Origin of the sequence: Pseudonocardia lacus (assembly GCF_018531445.1) — a bacterium.
Lineage (GTDB): Bacteria > Actinomycetota > Actinomycetes > Mycobacteriales > Pseudonocardiaceae > Pseudonocardia > Pseudonocardia lacus.
The window spans coordinates 1-17,598 of sequence record NZ_JAHDTH010000176.1 but is presented as its reverse complement, the minus strand read 5'-3'; the positions used below and the strand labels follow the sequence as shown (position 1 = coordinate 17,598).

15 protein-coding genes are annotated in these 17,598 nt (G+C 75.2%); 4 read left to right on the top strand and 11 right to left on the bottom strand.

Features of this window, described 5'->3' with window-relative positions; all coding sequences use genetic code 11:
- A partial coding sequence (locus KIK08_RS29205; protein ID WP_214406504.1) for a hypothetical protein occupies nucleotides 1-471 on the top strand: 471 nt, incomplete at its 5' end.
- Here KIK08_RS29205 and KIK08_RS29200 read toward each other — a convergent pair.
- Both KIK08_RS29200 and KIK08_RS29195 read right to left on the bottom strand, forming a co-directional pair.
- Nucleotides 458-1,120, bottom strand: a complete 663-nt coding sequence (locus KIK08_RS29200; protein WP_214406502.1) for a response regulator transcription factor — start codon at nucleotides 1,118-1,120, stop codon at nucleotides 458-460. The genes KIK08_RS29205 and KIK08_RS29200 overlap by 14 nt on opposite strands.
- On the bottom strand, nucleotides 1,117-2,235 hold the full coding sequence (locus KIK08_RS29195; protein WP_214406501.1) for a sensor histidine kinase: 1,119 nt from the start codon (nucleotides 2,233-2,235) through the stop codon (nucleotides 1,117-1,119). The genes KIK08_RS29200 and KIK08_RS29195 overlap by 4 nt, the downstream gene beginning before the upstream one ends.
- A gap of 104 nt (nucleotides 2,236-2,339) precedes the next feature.
- Here KIK08_RS29195 and KIK08_RS29190 point away from each other — a divergent pair, with 104 nt between their 5' ends.
- On the top strand, nucleotides 2,340-3,872 hold the full coding sequence (locus KIK08_RS29190; RefSeq protein ID WP_214406500.1) for a DUF1349 domain-containing protein: 1,533 nt from the start codon (nucleotides 2,340-2,342) through the stop codon (nucleotides 3,870-3,872).
- An 89-nt stretch (nucleotides 3,873-3,961) separates the two neighbouring features.
- Here KIK08_RS29190 and KIK08_RS29185 read toward each other — a convergent pair whose 3' ends face one another.
- The 6 genes from KIK08_RS29185 to KIK08_RS29165 form a co-directional block, all read right to left on the bottom strand.
- The gene (locus KIK08_RS29185; protein ID WP_214406499.1) at nucleotides 3,962-4,843 is read right to left on the bottom strand and encodes an endonuclease domain-containing protein; all 882 of its coding nucleotides are present in this window, start codon (nucleotides 4,841-4,843) and stop codon (nucleotides 3,962-3,964) included.
- 114 nt (nucleotides 4,844-4,957) lie between these two features.
- Nucleotides 4,958-5,533: a class I SAM-dependent methyltransferase gene (locus tag KIK08_RS29180; RefSeq protein ID WP_214406498.1), complete on the bottom strand. Its 576-nt coding sequence runs from the start codon at nucleotides 5,531-5,533 to the stop codon at nucleotides 4,958-4,960.
- Between the two features lie 15 nt (nucleotides 5,534-5,548).
- Nucleotides 5,549-6,322: an IclR family transcriptional regulator gene (locus KIK08_RS29175; RefSeq protein WP_214406497.1), complete on the bottom strand. Its 774-nt coding sequence runs from the start codon at nucleotides 6,320-6,322 to the stop codon at nucleotides 5,549-5,551.
- Between the two features lie 42 nt (nucleotides 6,323-6,364).
- Nucleotides 6,365-7,135, bottom strand: coding sequence for an enoyl-CoA hydratase (locus KIK08_RS40435; protein WP_308257965.1), 771 nt, complete (start codon nucleotides 7,133-7,135; stop codon nucleotides 6,365-6,367).
- Nucleotides 7,132-8,352, bottom strand: coding sequence for a CaiB/BaiF CoA transferase family protein (locus tag KIK08_RS40430; protein WP_308257964.1), 1,221 nt, complete (start codon nucleotides 8,350-8,352; stop codon nucleotides 7,132-7,134). Before KIK08_RS40430 ends, KIK08_RS40435 begins: the two co-directional genes overlap by 4 nt.
- On the bottom strand, nucleotides 8,343-9,722 hold the full coding sequence (locus tag KIK08_RS29165; protein WP_214406495.1) for an SLC13 family permease: 1,380 nt from the start codon (nucleotides 9,720-9,722) through the stop codon (nucleotides 8,343-8,345). Before KIK08_RS29165 ends, KIK08_RS40430 begins: the two co-directional genes overlap by 10 nt.
- 249 nt (nucleotides 9,723-9,971) lie before the next feature.
- Here KIK08_RS29165 and KIK08_RS29160 point away from each other — a divergent pair, with 249 nt between their 5' ends.
- Together KIK08_RS29160 and KIK08_RS29155 are read left to right on the top strand one after the other, a co-directional pair.
- Nucleotides 9,972-11,135 carry a pyridoxal-phosphate-dependent aminotransferase family protein gene (locus KIK08_RS29160; RefSeq protein ID WP_308257963.1) on the top strand — a complete coding sequence of 388 codons (1,164 nt, stop codon included), beginning with the start codon at nucleotides 9,972-9,974 and terminating at the stop codon, nucleotides 11,133-11,135.
- Nucleotides 11,132-14,086 carry an FAD-binding and (Fe-S)-binding domain-containing protein gene (locus KIK08_RS29155; RefSeq protein WP_308257962.1) on the top strand — a complete coding sequence of 985 codons (2,955 nt, stop codon included), beginning with the start codon at nucleotides 11,132-11,134 and terminating at the stop codon, nucleotides 14,084-14,086. The genes KIK08_RS29160 and KIK08_RS29155 overlap by 4 nt, the downstream gene beginning before the upstream one ends.
- Nucleotides 14,087-14,107: 21 nt before the next feature.
- On the opposite strand, the gene KIK08_RS29150 is transcribed toward KIK08_RS29155, so the two are convergent.
- The 3 genes from KIK08_RS29150 to KIK08_RS29140 all read right to left on the bottom strand — a co-directional run bounded on the left by KIK08_RS29150 (nucleotide 14,108) and on the right by KIK08_RS29140 (nucleotide 17,171).
- Nucleotides 14,108-15,772 carry an ABC-F family ATP-binding cassette domain-containing protein gene (locus KIK08_RS29150; protein WP_308257961.1) on the bottom strand — a complete coding sequence of 555 codons (1,665 nt, stop codon included), beginning with the start codon at nucleotides 15,770-15,772 and terminating at the stop codon, nucleotides 14,108-14,110.
- A 241-nt stretch (nucleotides 15,773-16,013) separates the two neighbouring features.
- Nucleotides 16,014-16,769 carry an ABC transporter permease gene (locus KIK08_RS29145; RefSeq protein ID WP_214406492.1) on the bottom strand — a complete coding sequence of 252 codons (756 nt, stop codon included), beginning with the start codon at nucleotides 16,767-16,769 and terminating at the stop codon, nucleotides 16,014-16,016.
- A 33-nt stretch (nucleotides 16,770-16,802) separates the two neighbouring features.
- Nucleotides 16,803-17,171 carry a hypothetical protein gene (locus KIK08_RS29140; protein WP_214406491.1) on the bottom strand — a complete coding sequence of 123 codons (369 nt, stop codon included), beginning with the start codon at nucleotides 17,169-17,171 and terminating at the stop codon, nucleotides 16,803-16,805.
- Nucleotides 17,172-17,598 lie beyond the last annotated feature (427 nt).

The following is a 17,598-nucleotide window of genomic DNA, read 5'->3' as shown; positions in this document are numbered from 1 at the left end:
GCGGCCGGGCTCCTGGCGGCGGCGCGGGCCGCGCTGCGGTCGGTCACCCGCGCCATGGCGGCCGACAGCGCCGGGCTCTACCTGTGCGACGAGCCGGGCCCGCCGCGCTTCACGGCCGCCTTCGGCGTGCCGCGCTGGCTCGCCGAGCGGTTGGCCGCCGATCCCGCGCCGCCGCCGGTCGTCGAGGCCGTCACGACCGGCCGCGTGCAGCTGTTCGACGCCGCCGCGGCCGCGTTCCCCGAGCCCCGCTCGACCGGTCACGGCCTGGCCGCCGCCCTCCCGCACGGCCTCGGCGCCCTGATCATGGTGCGCCCGTCCGGGCACGAGCTGCTGGCCGGGGAGCTGCGGGTGGTGGAGGCCTTCGGCGAGCTGCTCGCCTCCCTGGTCGTCGACCAGCGCCGGATCGCGGGCCTGGAGCAGCGCCTGGCCCGGATCGCCGCGCTGAGCGCCCCCGGGGTCAGCCCTCGCTGATCCGGTAGCCCACCCCGGGCCGGGTGGTGATCGGCGACGGGTCGCCCAGCTTGCGGCGCAGCCGCCCGACCGTCACCGCGACGGTGTTGGTGAACGGGTCGGCGTGCTCGTCCCAGACCTGTTCGAGCAGCTCGCTGCTGCTCAGGAACGCGGGGCTGGCCCGCAGCAGGGCGTGCAGCAGCGCGAACTCCTTGACCGACAGGTCCAGCAGCCGCCCGTCGCGGGTGGCGGTGTGGCGGGCCGCGTCGAGCTCGACCCCGCCCGCGCGCAGCGTCCGGGCGCGGGCGACGGGACGGCGCCGGACCAGCGCGTGCACCCGCAGCACCAGCTCCGGGAAGTGGAACGGCTTGCCCAGGTAGTCGTCGGCGCCCAGGCCGAGCCCGCTGACCCGGTCGCCCGGCGAGCCCGCCGCGGTGAGCATCAGCACCATCGCCCGGTCGTCCCGGGCGGTGATCATCTGGCACAGCGCGTCGCCGTGGATGCCGGGCAGGTCGCGGTCGAGGACGACCACGTCGTAGCGGTTGAGGTCGAGCTTCGCGGCCGCGTCCAGGCCGTCGTGCGCGACGTCGACGGCCATGCCCTGGTCGCGCAGGCCCTCGGCGAGCACGGCGGCCAGGGAGCGCGCGTCCTCGACGACGAGGACCCTCATGCCGATCCCGGTTCGGGTGCCGCCGGGAGGGCCACACCGACCCGCAGGCCGCCCTCCGGCCGGGCCCGCAGGTCGAGCCGGCCGCCGTGCGCCTCTACCACGGCCGCGACGATGGACAACCCGAGCCCGGAGCCGCCGTCGGAGCCGGTCCGGTCGGCGGCCAGCCGGGTGAACGGCCGGTCGAGCCGAGCGACCTGGGCCGGGTCGAGGACCGCCCCGCCGGTCTCCACGACCAGCCGCGCCGTCGCGCCGGGGATGGTGGCGACCCGGACCCAGCCCTCGTCGTGATTGTGGGTGACGGCGTTGTCGACGAGGTTGTCGGCGAGCCGGGCCAGCAGCACCGGGCTGCCCAGCGTCCAGGCGGCGGCCAGGTCGGACTCGACGACGAGGCCGCGCTCGGCGATCCGGTCGGCGTGCGCGGCGAGCGCCTCGGTCATGACCTCGTGCAGCGACACGGCCTCCGGATCGCCGAGATCGCCGTGGCGGGCGCGGGCGAGCGCGAGCAGCCCTTCCAGCAGGTGGTCGACCTTGTCCACCTCGGTGCGCACGCGGTCGGCCAGCGCGACGGCCTGCGCGGCCGGCTCCGCCTTGGCCGCGGCCACGTCGACCGCGGCGCGGATGGTCGCCAGGGGGGTGCGCAGCTCGTGCGAGGCGTTGGCGACGAACCGGCGCTGCGCGGCGAACGCCGCCTCCAGCCGGGCGAGCAGGTCGTCGACGGTGTCGGCCAGGTCGGTTACCTCGTCGGCCGGGCCGTCCAGCGCCAGCCGCTCGTGCAGGTTGTCCGCGGAGATCCGCCGGGTCGCCGCGGTGATGGTGCGCAGCGGGCGCAGCACCCGCCCCGCCAGGGCCCGTCCCACGACCACCGCGACGACCAGCGCCACGGCCAGCGCGAGCAGCGATCCGGTCAGCAGCTGCTCGGACTGCCGCGCCGCGGACTCGACCAGCTCCGCCTCCATCTGGGCGATCCGCACCTCGGCCGGGACGGCCGTCCGGGGCGCGGGCGACGTGACGGAGATGGAGCCGAACGCGTTGGTCAACGCCAGCAGGCCCACCGCCGACGCCCCGAACACCACGGCGTAGAGCACGGTGAACCGCTGCCGCACGGTCTGCGCCATGTCGCTCCCCTCGTCCGGGACCCAGGATGCCGGGCCGGACCTAACATGCCGATGACGGCGGCGGTTCGGCCCCTGTGGGGCGCGCGTCCGTAGACACCGGCGACATGTCGACCCGTTCCCCGGTCCCGCTCGTGCGCCGTGAGTGGACCGCCTTCCGCACCCGGCGCAGGCTGCTGGCCGTGGCGGCCGCCGTGCTGGTGACCGTCTCGCTCGGGCTGCTCGTCGGCCTGGCCAGCCGCACGGAGTGCGGCACCGGCCCGTCCCACGATCCCGGGGTGGGGCCCTGCCCCACCGCGCCCCTCGGTCCCGACGGGCGCACCGTGCGCGACGAGTTCACCTTCGTGCACCGCCCCCTCGGCGAGCAGGGCTCGATCACCGTCCGGCTGACCTCGATGACCGGCATCATCACCTACCCGCCGCCCGACCACGACGAGATCGTCGAAGGCATGGTGCCGTGGGCGAAGGCCGGTGTGATCGTCAAGGACGGCCTCGCGCAGGGCTCCACGTACGCCGCGCTGATGGTCACGGCGGGGCACGGCGTGCGGATGCAGCACGACTTCACCGAGGACGTCGCCGGCGGCCCCGGCGGCGTGTCCGAGCAGAGCCCGCGCTGGCTGCGGCTGACCCGCTCCGGCGACACGATCACCGGCCACGAGTCGGTCGACGGGGTCGACTGGACCGAGGTCGGCACCGCCCACCTGCCGGGGCTCCCCGCGACGGCGCGGGTCGGGCTGTTCGCCGCCTCCCCCGGCGACCTGACGCTGCGCGCGATCGGCCTCGGCGCGAGCCTCCCGGAGATGCGCTTCACCCAGACCACCGCCACCTTCGACAGCATCTCCGTCGACGGCTCCACCGAGGGGCCGTGGACCACCGATACCGTCGGGAGGCACGGGCTCACCGACTGGGAGAAGTTCCGCCGCGCCCCCGGCCTCGTCGAGTCCGGCACCACGTTCACCGTCACCGGCTCCGGCGACATGGCCGTGGCCGGCCACGAGGCCGGCCGCCCCGTCGAGGACACCCTCCTCGGCCTGCCGATCGGGCTGGCCGTCCTGGTCGTCGTCGCGGCCCGGTTCACCACCCGCGACCGTCCGCGCGACCGCTCCGCCCTGGCCGCGAAGGCCGCGCTCGTGGGAGCGGTCGGCTTCGCCGCCGGGCTGCTGGCCGCCGGGATCACGGTGCCGGTCGGCGTCGCGCTCCTGCACGCCGGCGGCAACCCGGTCCTGGCCACGCCGACGCCGACGGTCGTGCGGATGGTCCTCGGGGTGGCCGCGCTGCACGCCGTGGCCGCGGTCCTCGCGGTGGCGGTGGCCGCCCGGCTGCGGCGCGCCGCGCTGCTCGTCCCGGCCGCGCTCGTCCTGCCCTACATCCTGGCGACCGTGCCCCTGCTCCCGGACGCGGTGGCCGACGCCCTGCTGACCGCCACCCCGGCCGCCGGGTTCGCCGTCCGGCAGACGGTCGTGGAGCACCCGCACGTGTCCGAGCACTTCTCGGCCCTCATGGGGTACTTCCCGCTGCCGTGGTGGGCCGGGCTCGGCGTACTGATCGCCTTTACCGCGCCGGCCCTCGCGTCCGCATTCGCGACGATGCGAAAGAATGACCTCAAGAAATGCGAGGTAGTCATGGGGGTCGATGGATGAGAGGGCCCTCAGCGGGGTCAGCGCGCGATTCAATCACGCTGAGGGCCCTGTCGGCCGAGTGGATCTTTCCCGAGCCCGGGCCGGGGCACTCACCCACCGCGAGGTCGGCAAAGCGCCCGAGCCACCTGCGCCACGATCCGGTCGGGCCGACGCAGGACGTCGTCCTTCGTGTACCGGTACACCCGCCAGCCCTGGTCGAGCAGCGCCGTGTGCCGGGCGATGTCCCGCAGGACCGCGCCCGCGCCGGTGTGCACGGCGCCGTCGTACTCGATGCCGATGCGGTGCGCGGGATAGGCCAGGTCCAGCCACACCGCCGTCCGCGCCGAATCGTCCTGCACCACCCACTGGACCTCGGGCGCCGGGAGCCCACCCAGCACGACGGTCAGCCGGAGCCGCGTCTCCATGGGCGAGCCGGCTCGGCGGTCCGCGTACCGCACCGCCTCGGTCAGGCCCGCGATGCCGCGAGCGCCACGGTGGTGGTCGGCGAGTCCGAGCAGGTCGTCGGGCAGGAACCGGTGCGCGTTGGCCAGCGCGTCCACCGCGACCACCCGCTCCACCAGCGGGCCCCGGCGGCCCAGGTCGAACGCGGTCCGTCGGGGCGAGGTGACCCGCACGCCACGCACCCCGACGATCTCGGCCGGGTCGAGCCGCTCACGGATCACCAGCAAGCCGGGGTGGGCCCGGCGCTTCTGCCCGAGCACGATCTCGATCGGCGCGTGGACGGGCCCGCAGGACGCCCCGAGCAGTTCGGCGGCCGCGTACCCGGCCACTACCCCCCGCCCCTGTGACCACCGGTACGCGGCGAGCGCCCGGAGCGTGAGATCGGGTGGGCGATCCGACCGGCGGACGTACGTGTCGGGGAAGAGCCGCAGGTAGCGCGGCCCGCGCACCTGCTCCTTCGTCACCAGCCCAGCGGCCACCGCCGCCGAGCCGCGGAACGCCACGGGCCACCCCGGCACCTCCTCCGTCATGGGGAGACCGTGCCGCAGCGGCGGGCCCGCCCGCGGGCGTTCCGACCACTTCGCGGGTGAGAGGGCCCTCAGTGGGGTCAGCGGCCGATCCGATCACGCTGAGGGCCCTCTCGACTACCGCGCCCGCCCCCGGAACCGGAACCGGTCCCCATTCGAGTCGACCAGGACGTCGGTGAAGCCCGCCGCCGCCAGGCGCGCGGGGAACCCCCGCGGGTCGATGGGGGTGAAGACGTCGCCGACGTGCAGCGCCCGCCGCTTCGGCGTGTCCTCCCCGTCGGTCCCCAGCAGCAGCCCACCGGGTCGCAGCACTCGGGCCAGCTCGACGAGGGCCCGGTCCTGCAGGGCGACCTCGGGGATGTGGTGGAGCATCGTGAAGCACGCCGCCGCGGAGAACCGGTCGGAGGGCAGCGGGAGGGCGGTGGCGTCGGCGGTGACGACCTCCACCGGTCGTCCCGCCATGCGGGCGCGCAGGGCGTCGGCCAGCTCGACGTCCAGTTCGACGGCCGTCACCCGGGGCGCCCGCTCGATCAGCAGGTCGGTGACCAGGCCGGGGCCGGCGCCGATCTCCAGGACGTCGTCGCCGAGGTCGACCCGGTCATCGCCGCCGCCCAGCACCCAGGGCAGCAGTTCGTCGGCGACGAGCGCGCGCCACTCCTCGCTCGCGCACAGCGTCAGGTGCTCTTCGTTCACTGCCGCTCCTCCTGCTCAGGCCATCGCTCCGCGCGCGTCCAGGTGCCCGGCCAGTGCTCGCGCCGCCTCGCGCAGCAGGGGGGCGATCCGCTCCACCGCGGCCCAGGTGACCCGGCTCTCCGGCCCGGACACCGACAGCGCGGTCATCGACGGCCCGCCGGGCACCGCCACGGCCACGCAGCGCACACCCAGCTCCTGCTCGGCGTCGTCGACGGCGTAGCCCTGGTGGCGGATGCGGTCGAGCTCGCGGGCGAGGCGGTCGGGGTCGGTGATGGTGTGCGGGGTCTGGGCGGGCATCCCGGCGCCGGCCAGCAGCGCGCGCACCCGCTCCGGGGGGAGCTGGGCGAGCAGCGCCTTGCCCACGCCCGTGCAGTGCACCGGCACTCGCCTGCCCACCTCGGTGAACATCCGCATCGAGTGCCGGGAGGGCACCTGGGCCACGTAGACGACCGCGTCGCCGTCCAGGACGGCCATGTTGGCCGTCTCGCCGACCTCGTCGACGAGCTGGGCCAGGTGCGGGCGGGCCCACTCCCCCAGCATCCGGGAGGCGGCGTCGCCCAGGCCGATCAGCCGCGGGCCCAGCGCGTAGCGGCGCGAGGGCAGCTGGCGGACGTAGCCGGAGCCGACCAGGGTGCGGATGATGCGGTGGATGGTGGGCAGCGGCAGCCCGGAGCGCGCGGCCAGCTCCGAGAGCGCCACGTCGCCGCCGGCCGCGGCCATGTGCTCCAGCAGGGCGAAGGCGCGGTTGAGCGACTGCACCCCACCCCCGCGTTCGGACCCCTCACCCATGCTTCTCCCGCCGTCTCGACCACCGAGCCTAGCCGCGCGCCCTCAGCGCCCCTCCCAGGTCGGCCGCGCCCGGGTGCCGAACGCGGCCTGCCCGGCGGCGAAGTCGGCGCTGCCGTAGACGCGCTCCACCAGGTCGTCGCCGTCGGGGAGGGCGGCGCGGCGCAGCCGGGCGACGGCCTGCTTGGTCGCCCACATCGTCAGCGGCGCGTGCCCGGCGAGCGCGGTCACGGTGGACTCCAGTGCCTCGTCGAGGCCGGCGGTGTCCGCGGCCAGCTGGGTGACGAACCCGGCCGCGTGCACCTCGGCGGCGTCGAGCAGGCGGGCCCGCAGCAGCATGTCGAGCGTCCGGGCGGGACCGAGGTGGGCCACCAGCAGGGCCTGGGTGTCCATCGACAGGCAGTTGCCCAGGGTGCGCGCGATCGGCACCCCGAACCGCGACGCCGCGGTGGCGATGCGCAGGTCGCAGGCCGCCGCGACGGCCAGCCCACCGCCGATGCAGTAGCCGTCGATCGCGGCGACCGTGGGGACGGAGGTGTCCTCGATCCGGCGCACGACGCGGGTGATGCGCCGCTCGTAGACGACGCCTTCAGGGCCGTCGAACCCGGCGAACTGGGCGATGTCGGTGCCGGAGACGAAGGCCTTGTCCCCGGCCCCGCGCAGCACCAGCACGCGGACGTCGGGGTCGTCGTCGGCGGCCTCGCAGGCCGCGTGCAGCCCCTCGTACATCGCGAAGGTGAGCGCGTTGTGGGCCTTCGGCCGGTTGAACGTGACCCGCAGGGTCGGGCCGAGCTTCTCCACCAGCAGGTCGGTCACGACAGCACCGCCAGCGCCGCCAGCGCCGCCTCGATCTCCTCGGGTGGCGCGCCCACCTCGGTGAGGACCGCGCGGGTGTCGGCGCCGAGCACCGGGCCGGCCGGGCCGCGCCGGGCCGGCGTGCCCGACAGGCGCATCGGCGAGCCGAGCTGGCGCACCGGGCCGAGGTCGGGGTGCTCGGCGTCCCAGAAGAAGTCGCGCTCGCGCAGGTGCTCGTCGGTGAAGACCCGCCCGTAGTCCTCGATCGGCGCGCAGGGCACGCCCGCCACCTCCAGCGCGGCGACGACCTCGTCCCGCGTCCGGCCCGCGACGGCGCCCTCGATCGCCGGGATCAGCGTGTCGCGGTGGGCGTGGCGGGAGGCGGAGTCGCGGTAGCGGGGGTCGTCGCGCAGCGCGGGCAGCCCGAGTGCGGCGCACAGCCCGTCCCAGGTCTTCGCGGTGATCGCGCCGAGGGTCACGAAGCCGTCGGCGCAGCGCACCGCCTGGTACGGGGCCTGGGTCTGGTGCGCGGAGCCGAGCGGGCGCCCGACCTCGCCGGTGGCCAGGTACGTGCCGGCCTCCCACACCGCCAGCGACACCCCCGACTCCAGCAGCGAGACGTCGACGCGCTGGCCCTCGCCGTCGCGATCGCGGGCGCGCAGCGCGCCGACCACGGCCAGCGCCGTGTAGAGCCCGCTGACCAGGTCGCAGATGGGCACGCCGACCTTGGCCGGGTCGCCGTCCGGGGTACCGGTGATGCTCATCAGCCCGGAGCGGGCCTGGGCCATGATGTCCAGCCCGGGCAGCGCGGCCAGCGGGCCGTCCTGGCCGAACCCGGACGCCGAGGCGTACACCAGCCGCGGGTTGACCGCGGCCAGCTCGTCGGGCCCCAGGCCGAGCCGCCGCATCGCCCCCGGGCGCAGGTTCTCCACCAGCGCGTCGGCCCGGGCGGCCAGGCGCAGGAACGCCGCGCGCCCGGCCCCGGACTTCAGGTCCAGCGCCACCGACTCCTTGTTGCGGTTGAGCCGGGCGAACGGGGAGCTGTGCCGGCGCCCGTCCGGGCCGTCGAGGAAGGGGCCGGTGGCGCGGGTGGGGTCGGGGCCGGCCGGGTTCTCCACCTTGATCACCCGGGCGCCGAGGTCGGCGAGCTGCATCGTGGCGAACGGGGCCGCCATGAACACGCCGACCTCCAGGACGGTGAGCCCGTCGAGGGCTGCCGGCCGTGGATCTACAGCCACCCCGGGACCACCAGCAGCACCCAGGTCACCGGCGGAGCGATCAGCACCATCGAGAAGCCCCATCGCATCAGCCTGCGGTAGACGTAGTCGCGCTGTCCTTCCGGAGCGTTGGCCGTCACAAGGGCGCCGGAGGTGGAGAACGGGCTGGAGTCGACCACCGAGGAGGAGATGGCCAGCGCGGTGATCAGTCCGATCGCGCCGACGTGCCCGGCCAGCAGGAACGGCACGGCCAGCGGGATGAGCGCGCCGAGGATGCCGGTGGTGGAGGCGAACGCCGAGACCGCGGCGCCGATGTAGCAGATCACCAGCGCGGCCAGCAGCGGGATGCCGATCAGGGCCACCTGCTCGCCGAGGAAGTCGACGGTGCCCATCTCCTGCAGCAGGTTGACGTAGGTGACGATGCCGCAGATCAGCAGCACGGTCGGCCAGGCCACCTGGGCGACGGCGCCCTTGTAGGTGTTCGGGGCCAGCAGCGAGAGCAGCACGGCCGCGGTGATCGCGAGCAGGCCGACGTCGAGCTGGAAGGCCAGCGCGCCCACGGCCAGCCCGACCAGCGCGACGAGGGTGAGCGAGCGGTTGAGGTCGAGGGTGGTGACGGCGCCCTCGTCGTGGTCGGTGAACGGGGCGCCGGTGGCGCCCGTGGTGCGGGCCGGCTCCGGCCGGCCCGCCCTGGCCGCGCCGGGGCCGCCGCCCGGGGCGACCCGGGCGGTGTCCGGCTCGGACTCGTCGGGGGCGTGCGGGTCGACCACCCTGCCGAGCAGTTCGCGCCCGCCGAACACGAAGAACATGACCGAGTTGAGCAGGGTGTTGAACACCAGGCTGCCCAGGAACAGGACCACCGGGCTGCCCGGCAGCCCGCTCTCGGCGACCACGCCGTTGGTGATCACGCCGAAGATCGACAGCGGGGAGAACCCGCCGGCGCTCGCCCCGTTGATGATCGAGAGCCCCATGAGCACCGGGTTGATCCGGTGCTGCAGGGCGAAGCCCAGCCCGATCGGCGCGATGATCGCGACCGCGGCCGGCACCACCGCGCCGAACGCGGTCAGCAGCCCGGTGACCACGAACATGATCCACGGGATCAGCGCGATCCGGCCGCCGACGCCGCGCACGGCCTGGTGGACGAGCCAGTCGACGGTGCCGTTGGCCCGGGCTATCGCGAACAGGAACGTGACCCCGACCAGGATCACGAACAGCGAGCCGGGGAAACCGTCGAAGATCGTGTCGGCGACGTCGTCGGGCGAGCCGTCGACGACGAACATGCCGACGATGAACGCGGCGACGAGGCTGATGGCCCCGAGGTTGATGGGCAGGACGGTGGCCAGGACGAACGCCGCGACCAGGGCCGCGATCGCGAGCACGTGAACGGTCATCCGGATTCGCACTTCCTCACGGCTGACGGCGACGGGAGGGAACGTGGTACTCCGCGCTACTTCCGACATGCGGAAGATGGATTTCGGCGCCGAGTATGGTCGGCGTCACACCCTCGGTCAATGCTCCGATCAGCCCTGCTGATTGATCGCACGGGCCATCACGGGCAGATCACGAGTGGACGACTGCGGCACGCTGCGGTAGATGTCTTCCGCATCCCGACATCCGCGCGCGCGACGATCGGAGCGGCTGTGGTCACCCACGAAGGCCGGCACTTCCTGCAGATCCCGGGCCCGACCAACGTCCCGGACCGGGTCCTGCGGGCGATGTCGGCGCCGACCATCGACCACCGCGGCCCGGAGTTCGCCGCGCTGACCACCGAGCTGCTCGACGCGGTCAAACCGGTCTTCGGCACCACGGGCCCGGTGGTGATCTACCCGGCATCCGGGACGGGCGCGTGGGAGGCGGCGCTGGTCAACACGCTCTCCCCCGGCGACCGGGTGCTGATCGGCGAGACCGGCCACTTCTCCACGCTGTGGTCGGGGCTGGCCGTCAAGCACGGGCTCAGCGTCGACGTCATCCCCGGCGACTGGCGCCACGGCGTCGACCCGGACGCCGTGCGGGACCGCCTCGCCGCCGACACCGGCCACGAGATCGCCGCCGTCTGCGTCGTCCACAACGAGACCTCGACCGGCGTCACCAGCCGGGTGGCCGACGTGCGCGCGGCGATCGACGCGGCCGCCCACCCGGCGCTGCTGATGGTCGACACCATCTCCTCGCTCGGCTCGATCGACTACCGCCACGACGAGTGGGGCGTGGACGTGACGGTGGCCGGCTCGCAGAAGGGGCTGATGCTGCCGCCGGGGCTGAGCTTCAACGCGATCAGCCGCAAGGCGCTCGACCGGCGCGCGGGCCTGCCCCGCTCGTACTTCGACTGGGACCCGGTCCTGGAGGCCAACGCCCGCGGCTTCTTCCCCTACACCCCGGCCACGAACCTGCTCTACGGGCTGCGCGAGGCCTGCGCGATGCTCGCCGAGGAGGGCCTGCCGGCGGTGTTCGCCCGCCACCGGCGCCACGGCGCGGCCACCCGGGCCGCGGTGCGGGCGTGGGGGCTGGAGGTGCTCTGCCTCGACGATCGCGAGTACTCGGCGTCGCTCACCGCGGTGCTGCTGCCGCCCGGGCACGACGCCGACGAGGTGCGCCGGGTGGTCCTGGACCGCTTCGACATGTCGCTGGGCAACGGGCTGGGCAAGCTGGCCGGCACGGTGTTCCGGATCGGGCACCTGGGCCACTTCAACGACCTCAGCCTGGCCGGGACGCTGTCCGGGGTGCAGATGGGGCTGCAGCTGGCCGGGGTGCCGATCAAGCCCGGCGGGGTCGAGGTGGCGCTGGAGCACCTGCGGGACGCCACGTGAGCGAGCTTGCGAGCGAACCATCGACACCGGGAGAGCCCGCGAGCGCACCGTCGGCACCTGGCGAGCTCGCGAAGGCGCTCGGCGAGCGGCTCGACGGCGAGGTCCTGTTCGACGACTACACCCGCCACCTCTACTCCCGCGACGCCTCCATGTACGCGATCCGGCCGCGCGGGGTCGTCGCGCCGCGGCACGCCGACGACGTGGTGGCCGCCGTGCAACTGGCCGCGGAGCACGGCGTGCCGGTGCTGGCCCGCGGCGCGGCCACCAGCCTGGCCGGGCAGACCGTGGCCGACGCGGTGGTGCTGGACTTCTCCCGGCACATGGACCGGATCGTCGCGCTCGACCCCGGCGCGCGCACCGCGCGCGTGCAGCCCGGTGTGGTTCAGGAGCAGCTCAACCAGGCCGCGGGGGCGCACGGGCTGATGTTCGGGCCGGACACCTCCACCGCGAACCGGGCCACGCTCGGCGGGATGATCGGCAACAACTCGGCGGGCAGCGGGTCGGTGCGCTACGGCATGACCATCGACCACGTGCACGCCCTCGACGTGGTGCTCTCCGACGCCTCCACCGCGCGGTTCGAGCCGGTGGACGCGGCCGAGCGGGAGCGGCGGGCGGGCGGCACGGGCCTGGAGGCGCGGCTCTACCGGGAGCTGCCGCGGCTGGTCGAGGCGAGCCGGGAGGCCATCGCCACCGGTTTCCCGGCGTACTGGCGCCGGGCCGGCGGCTACCGGCTCGACCGGCTGGCCGCGGCGCTCGACTCCGGGGCGCCCCTGGACCTGGCGGAGTTCGTCGTCGGCTCGGAGGGCACGCTGGCCGTCGTCACCGAGGCGACGGTGGGGCTGGTGCCCAGGCCCGCGCACACCGTGATCGCCGTCGGGCACTTCCGCTCCACGGCGGCCGCCATCGCCGCCACCGACGACGCCCTGGCCTGCGATCCGGCCGCCGTCGAGCTGATGGACCGGACGATCCTCGACCTGTCCCGGCAGAAGATCGAGTACGCCGCGCTGGGCGCGATCCTGCACGACGACCCCGACGCGCTGCTGTTCGTCTCCTTCAGCGGCGACGACCCGGCCGAGCTGGCCGGCTCGCTGGAGCGGCTCACCGCGCTGTGGAAGCGGCACGACCACGGCTACCACACACTGCTCGCCGAGACCCCGGCCCAGCAGGGCGCGCTGCTCAAGGTCCGCAAGGCCGGACTCGGGCTGCTCATGGCGGCCAGCGTCGGGGCGAACCGGCCGCTGGCGTTCGTCGAGGACACCGCCGTCGACCCGGCCCGGCTGGTCGAGTTCACCGACCGGTTCGCCGCAGTGCTCGACCGCCACGGCATGCGCGCCGGCTTCTACGGCCACTGCTCGGTGGGCTGCCTGCACATCCGCCCGTTCGTCGACCTCACCCGCCCCGACGAGGTGGCGAAGATGCGCGCGGTCGCCGAGGACGTGCGCGACCTGGTCGCCGAGTTCGGCGGGGCCAACTCCTCCGAGCACGGCGACGGCCTGGCCCGCAGCGAGTTCAACCGCAGGCTGTTCGGCGACGACCTCTACGAGGCCATGCGCCGGGTCAAGGGCATCTTCGACCCGCACGGCCGGCTCAACCCCGGCAAGATCGTCGATGCGCCGTCGATGACCGACAACCTGCGCGACGCCGCGCTGCCCCCACCAGGGCGGCTGCGCACGGCGCTGGACTTCACCGTGGTCAGCGGCGGGGAGTCCGGCATGCGCGGGGCCGCCGACCGGTGCATGAACATCGGGCTGTGCCGCAAGAGCGGCAGCGGCGTGATGTGCCCGTCCTACATGGCGACCCGCCGCGAGGAGGACTCCACCCGCGGCCGGGCCAACGCGCTGGTCAAGGCGCTCACCGAGCCCGATGCCGCGGCCGCGCTCGGCGACGAGCGGCTGCACGAGGTGCTCGATCTGTGCCTGATGTGCAAGGCGTGCGCGAGCGAGTGCCCGCTGGGCGTGGACATGGCCACGCTCAAGAGCGAGGCGCTGCACCAGCGGTACGCCACGCACGGCGTGCCCGCGCGGTCGAAGGTGTTCGCCGGCATCCGGGCTCTCAACCGGTTCGGCACGGCCACCGCGCCGCTGTCCAACCTGCCCGGGCGCCTCTCGCCGGTGCGCAGGCTGCTCGGCGCCCGGCTGGGGATCGCCCCGCAGCGGCCGCTGCCCCGGTTCACCCGGCGCACCCTGCCGCGCTGGTTCCGCCGCCACTCCCCCGCCGCCGAGACGACCGGTTCCCGCGGCCCGCTGACGCTGCTGGCCGACTCGTTCACCAGCTTCACCGAGCCCGCGATCGGCATCGCCGCGGTCGAACTGCTGGAACGCGCCGGCTGGGAGGTGCGGCTGGAGAGCGGCGGCTGCTGCGGGCGGGCCGCGTTCTCCAAGGGACTGCTGGAGCGCGCCCGCGAGCAGGCGTCCGGGCTGGTGGGCGCGCTCGCCGCCACGACCGGCCCGATCGTCGGCGTCGAGCCGTCGTGCCTGCTGACGCTGGGCTCCGAGCACCGCACGCTGCTCGGCGACGATCCACGCGTCGCCGACGTCGGATCGCGCGCGAAGCTCGTCGACGAGTTGCTGGTCGAGGCCGTCGACGACGGGAGCCTGGTGCTGCGCGAGGACGGCTGGCCGGCCGGGAGGCGGATCCTGTTCCACGGCCACTGCCACCAGAAGGCCGAGGTCGGCACGGCGTCGACCGTCGCGCTGCTGGAGCGCATCCCCGGTGCCGAGGTCGTCGAGCTCGACGCCGGGTGCTGCGGGATGGCCGGCTCGTTCGGGTTCGAGGCCGAGCACTACGACCTGTCGATGCGGGTCGGCGAGGACCGGTTGTTCCCCGCCGTCCGCGCCGAACCGGATACCACTGTGCTGGCCGCGACGGGCGTCTCCTGCCGCCAGCAGATCGCCCACGGCACCCCCCGCCGCGCCCACCACCCGGTCGAGCTCGTCCGCGCCCTCCTCTGACCGTCGAGAACGACGTTGTCGTCATTGTGGACCGGTCCAATTCGCGACAGCTTCGTTCTCGACGGAGGGGGACAGGATCAGGCGGGGCCAGGCGGCCGTGTCGCGCAGGAGCTGGCGGTCGTGGGTGGCCACGACGACGGCCGCCGGGGTGGCCGACAGCGCCGCGGTCAGCTCGTCGACCAGGGTGATCGACAGGTGGTTGGTCGGCTCGTCGAGCAGCAGCACGTGCGGCCGCGCCACCAGCAGCAGCGCCAGGTCCAGCCGGCGCTGCTGGCCCAGCGACAGCTCGGCCACCGGCCGTGCCGCGTCGCGGCGGTCGAGCAGGCCCAGCGCCGACAGCGGCACCCGCTCGGCGGCGGCCAACCGCCCGGCCACCACCGCCCGGTCCTGGGCCGCCTCGTAGACGGCCGCGGCGCGCCGCCGCCCGGGCGGGGGCGACTCCTGGGCCAGCAGCCCGATCCGCACGTCGCGGCGCGGGCGCACCCGGCCCGACGTCGGGTCGAGCACGCCCGCGAGCACCCGCAGCAGGCTGGACTTGCCGGCCCCGTTCGGCCCGGCGACCACGAGCCGATCGCCGGTGGCGAGCTCGACCGAGCACAGCCCGGCCAGCCGCCCGTCGACGGCCACCTCCTCGGCGCGCAGCAGCGCCATACCGGGCCGGGCCTGCAGGGCGGGCAGCGCGAACCGCAGCGGCGGCTCGGGCACGTCGACGGCGTGCGCGTCCAGCTCGTCCTGGCGCCGGTGCACCGCCCGGACGAGCCCCGGCGCCCGGGTGGCCCGGGTGTGCTTGCCGGTGCCCTTGTCCGGGCGCCACCCGCTGACCAGTCGGTCCCGCGCCGCGGCGAGGCCATCGGCGAGCCGCTCCCGCTCGGCCTCCTGGGCCCGGAACGCGGCCTCCCAGCGCTCCCGCTCGGCCCGCCGGCCCTCCCGGTAGCCGGCGTAGCCGCCGCCGTAGGTGCGCGGGCGGGCATCGGCGCTCGGGTCGAGGTCGAGCACCGTCGTGACGACGTCGGCCAGCAGGGCCCGGTCGTGGCTGACCAGCACCACGCCGCCCGGGTGCGCGCGCAGGGCCGCGGTGAGGTGCGCCAGGCCGGCGGCGTCGAGGTGGTTGGTGGGCTCGTCGAGCAGGAGGAGGTCGTGCCCGGCGCCGAGCAGGCAGGCCAGCCGCACCCGGTAGCGCTGCCCCACCGACAGGGTGCCCAGCGGCCGGGTCCGGTCGTCGGGGGCCCCGAGGCCGGCGAGCGCCAGGTCGACGCGGCGGTCGGCGTCCCAGGCGTCCAACGCCTCGACGGCGGCCAGCGCGCGGCCGTAGGCGTCGTCGGCGCCGGGCCGGTCCTCGGCGAGCGCGGCCGTGGCGGCGTCGAAGGCGGCCATCGACGCGCGCACGTCGGCGAGCTCGACGTCGATCAGATCGCCGACCGTGCGGTCGTCGCCGATCGGCAGCTCCTGGTCGGCGACGCCGATCGAGCCGGACCGGCGCACGCTCCCGCGGTCCGGTGCCAGTCGACCGGCCAGGACCTGCAGCAGGGTGGTCTTGCCGCGGCCGTTCTCGCCGACGACGCCGAGCCGGTCGCCCGCGGCGACGGTCAGATCGACGCCGACCAGCACGGGCCGGCCGCCGCGGGCGAGGTGGAGGTCGGTGGCGCGCAGGTGCGCGCGGGAACGGGCGGTGGTGGGGGCGGACACGCTTCCTCCTGGGGCGCGCCGGCGCGGCCCCGGGGCGGGGCGGGCTGTCGACGCGGGTGCACTGACGGCGGACACGACGAGCCGCGGCCCGGCGTGCATCGCCGCGGCCGCGCGTCCGCGCCCTCAGAGGAAGTAGTGGTGGTGCACGAGCGGACCGTAGCAACCGCGCCCGCGGGCGGACCACCGGTTTCCGTCGCGGCGGGGGAACACCAGCCCCAGCTCGGCGGCGGTCTCCCGCGACTCAGCCCGGCGCGCCCGGCCGGCTGATCCGGCCGCGGGCCACCAGCTCCACGGTCACCAGCACCGCAACCGACTCGGCCGCCAGCAGCCCGACCAGCACCAGCAGCTGCGCCGCGCCGGCCTGCACGGCGTCGCCGCTGCCGATCAGCACCCCGACGAACGCCCCGGGCAGCGTCACCAGCCCCACCGTGCGGGTCTGGTCGAGCGCCGGCACGAGCGCCTGCGCGGCCGACGGGCGGACCAGCAGCATCGCGGCGTCGCGGTCGAGCAGGCCCAGCGACAGCGCGGCCTCGAACTCGCCCCGCCGGGCGACCAGCTCGTCGAGCGCGCGCCGCCCGGCCAGCGAGGTCGCCGTCATCGCCCCGCCGATGACGATCCCGCAGACCGGGACGAGCGCGATGCCCGTCGGCGGCACGGTCCCGGTGGCCAGCACGATCGCGACCACCGGCGCCGCACCGGCCACGATCGGCAGCACCGCCAGCAGCCCGGCCCGCTCGGGGGTCATCCGCCGCGCCGACGTGACCGCCGCGACGCCCAGCATCACCAGCACGAACGCCGCGGACAGCCACAGCGACCCGACGACCGCGACGATGATCGCGCTGACCGCGGCGAGCTGGGCCAGCGCCCGCAGCGCCGCCGTCGCGGTTGCGCGCCCGACGCCGAGACCCCCCAGCCCGGCGACGACCGAGGCCGTCGCCGCCAGCAGCAGGAGCGCCGCCGCGAACCCCCACCCGATGACCACCGTCGACCCGCCCACCCGGCAACCCTGCCGTGGGGCGGATCGAGGGGATCAGAGGGAGAGCACGCGCTCGATCTGGCGCAGCTGGTGGCGGGCCATCGCGAGGTTGGCGCGGGCGCGGTCGAGGGCGAGGTACACGAACAGGGTGCCGGCGCCCTTGGTGTCCAGCAGCCGGATCACGTGGTACTGCCGACCCAGGGTGATGAGCACGTCCTCGATGTCGTCCTGGATGTCGAGCATCGCCATCGCCCGCAGTTTGGCCCGCACGACCTCGGTGTTGCCCGCCGCGGCGACCTCAAGGTCGAGGTGACGGCCCCCTCCCATGCTGCCCAGCATCATGCCGCTCTCGGCGTCCACGATCGCGGCGCCCACCGCGCCGTCGATCTCCATGGTCGACTTGAGGGCGGTCTCGATGTCCACGGGCGTACTCCGTCCGGTCGTCAGGAAAATGATCAGCGGACGCTAACACCCGACCATGCGGCACCTGGTCCGCCCGATTTGTTCCGCCGATTCGACGCTCGGTGCCCGAACAATTCCCACCCGTGACGGAATGGGGCTCACGCAGAACAGCACGCTCGCTTTTCGTCACCGCCCGACAACCGCAGAGTGACGACCCGACGGATCAGCGGGATGCGCCGTCCGCCCGGGTGCGGTCCCGAGGAAGGGCCCGGATCCTCGGGCCCTTCGACCCTGGTGCGCCCGTCCTAGAGCCGTCGGTGCCGCCCCGCTGCCCGCGCGGCCCGCGCCCGCCGGCCGCGCAGCACCAGCAGCACCGCCGCCAGCAGCACCCCCGCGGCCACCACCCCCGACCCGGCCAGCACCGCGGGCATCGGCACCCCGGCCGGCC

What these genes read in the sequence shown, in the direction of transcription:
- KIK08_RS29200 (WP_214406502.1), bottom strand. Translation starts at nt 1,120, where the DNA reads ATGAGGGTCCTCGTCGTCGAGGACGCGCGCTCCCTGGCCGCCGTGCTC.
- KIK08_RS29195 (WP_214406501.1), bottom strand. Translation starts at nt 2,235, where the DNA reads ATGGCGCAGACCGTGCGGCAGCGGTTCACCGTGCTCTACGCCGTGGTG.
- KIK08_RS29190 (WP_214406500.1), top strand. Translation starts at nt 2,340, where the DNA reads ATGTCGACCCGTTCCCCGGTCCCGCTCGTGCGCCGTGAGTGGACCGCC.
- KIK08_RS29185 (WP_214406499.1), bottom strand. Translation starts at nt 4,843, where the DNA reads ATGACGGAGGAGGTGCCGGGGTGGCCCGTGGCGTTCCGCGGCTCGGCG.
- KIK08_RS29175 (WP_214406497.1), bottom strand. Translation starts at nt 6,322, where the DNA reads ATGGGTGAGGGGTCCGAACGCGGGGGTGGGGTGCAGTCGCTCAACCGC.
- KIK08_RS29165 (WP_214406495.1), bottom strand. Translation starts at nt 9,722, where the DNA reads ATGACCGTTCACGTGCTCGCGATCGCGGCCCTGGTCGCGGCGTTCGTC.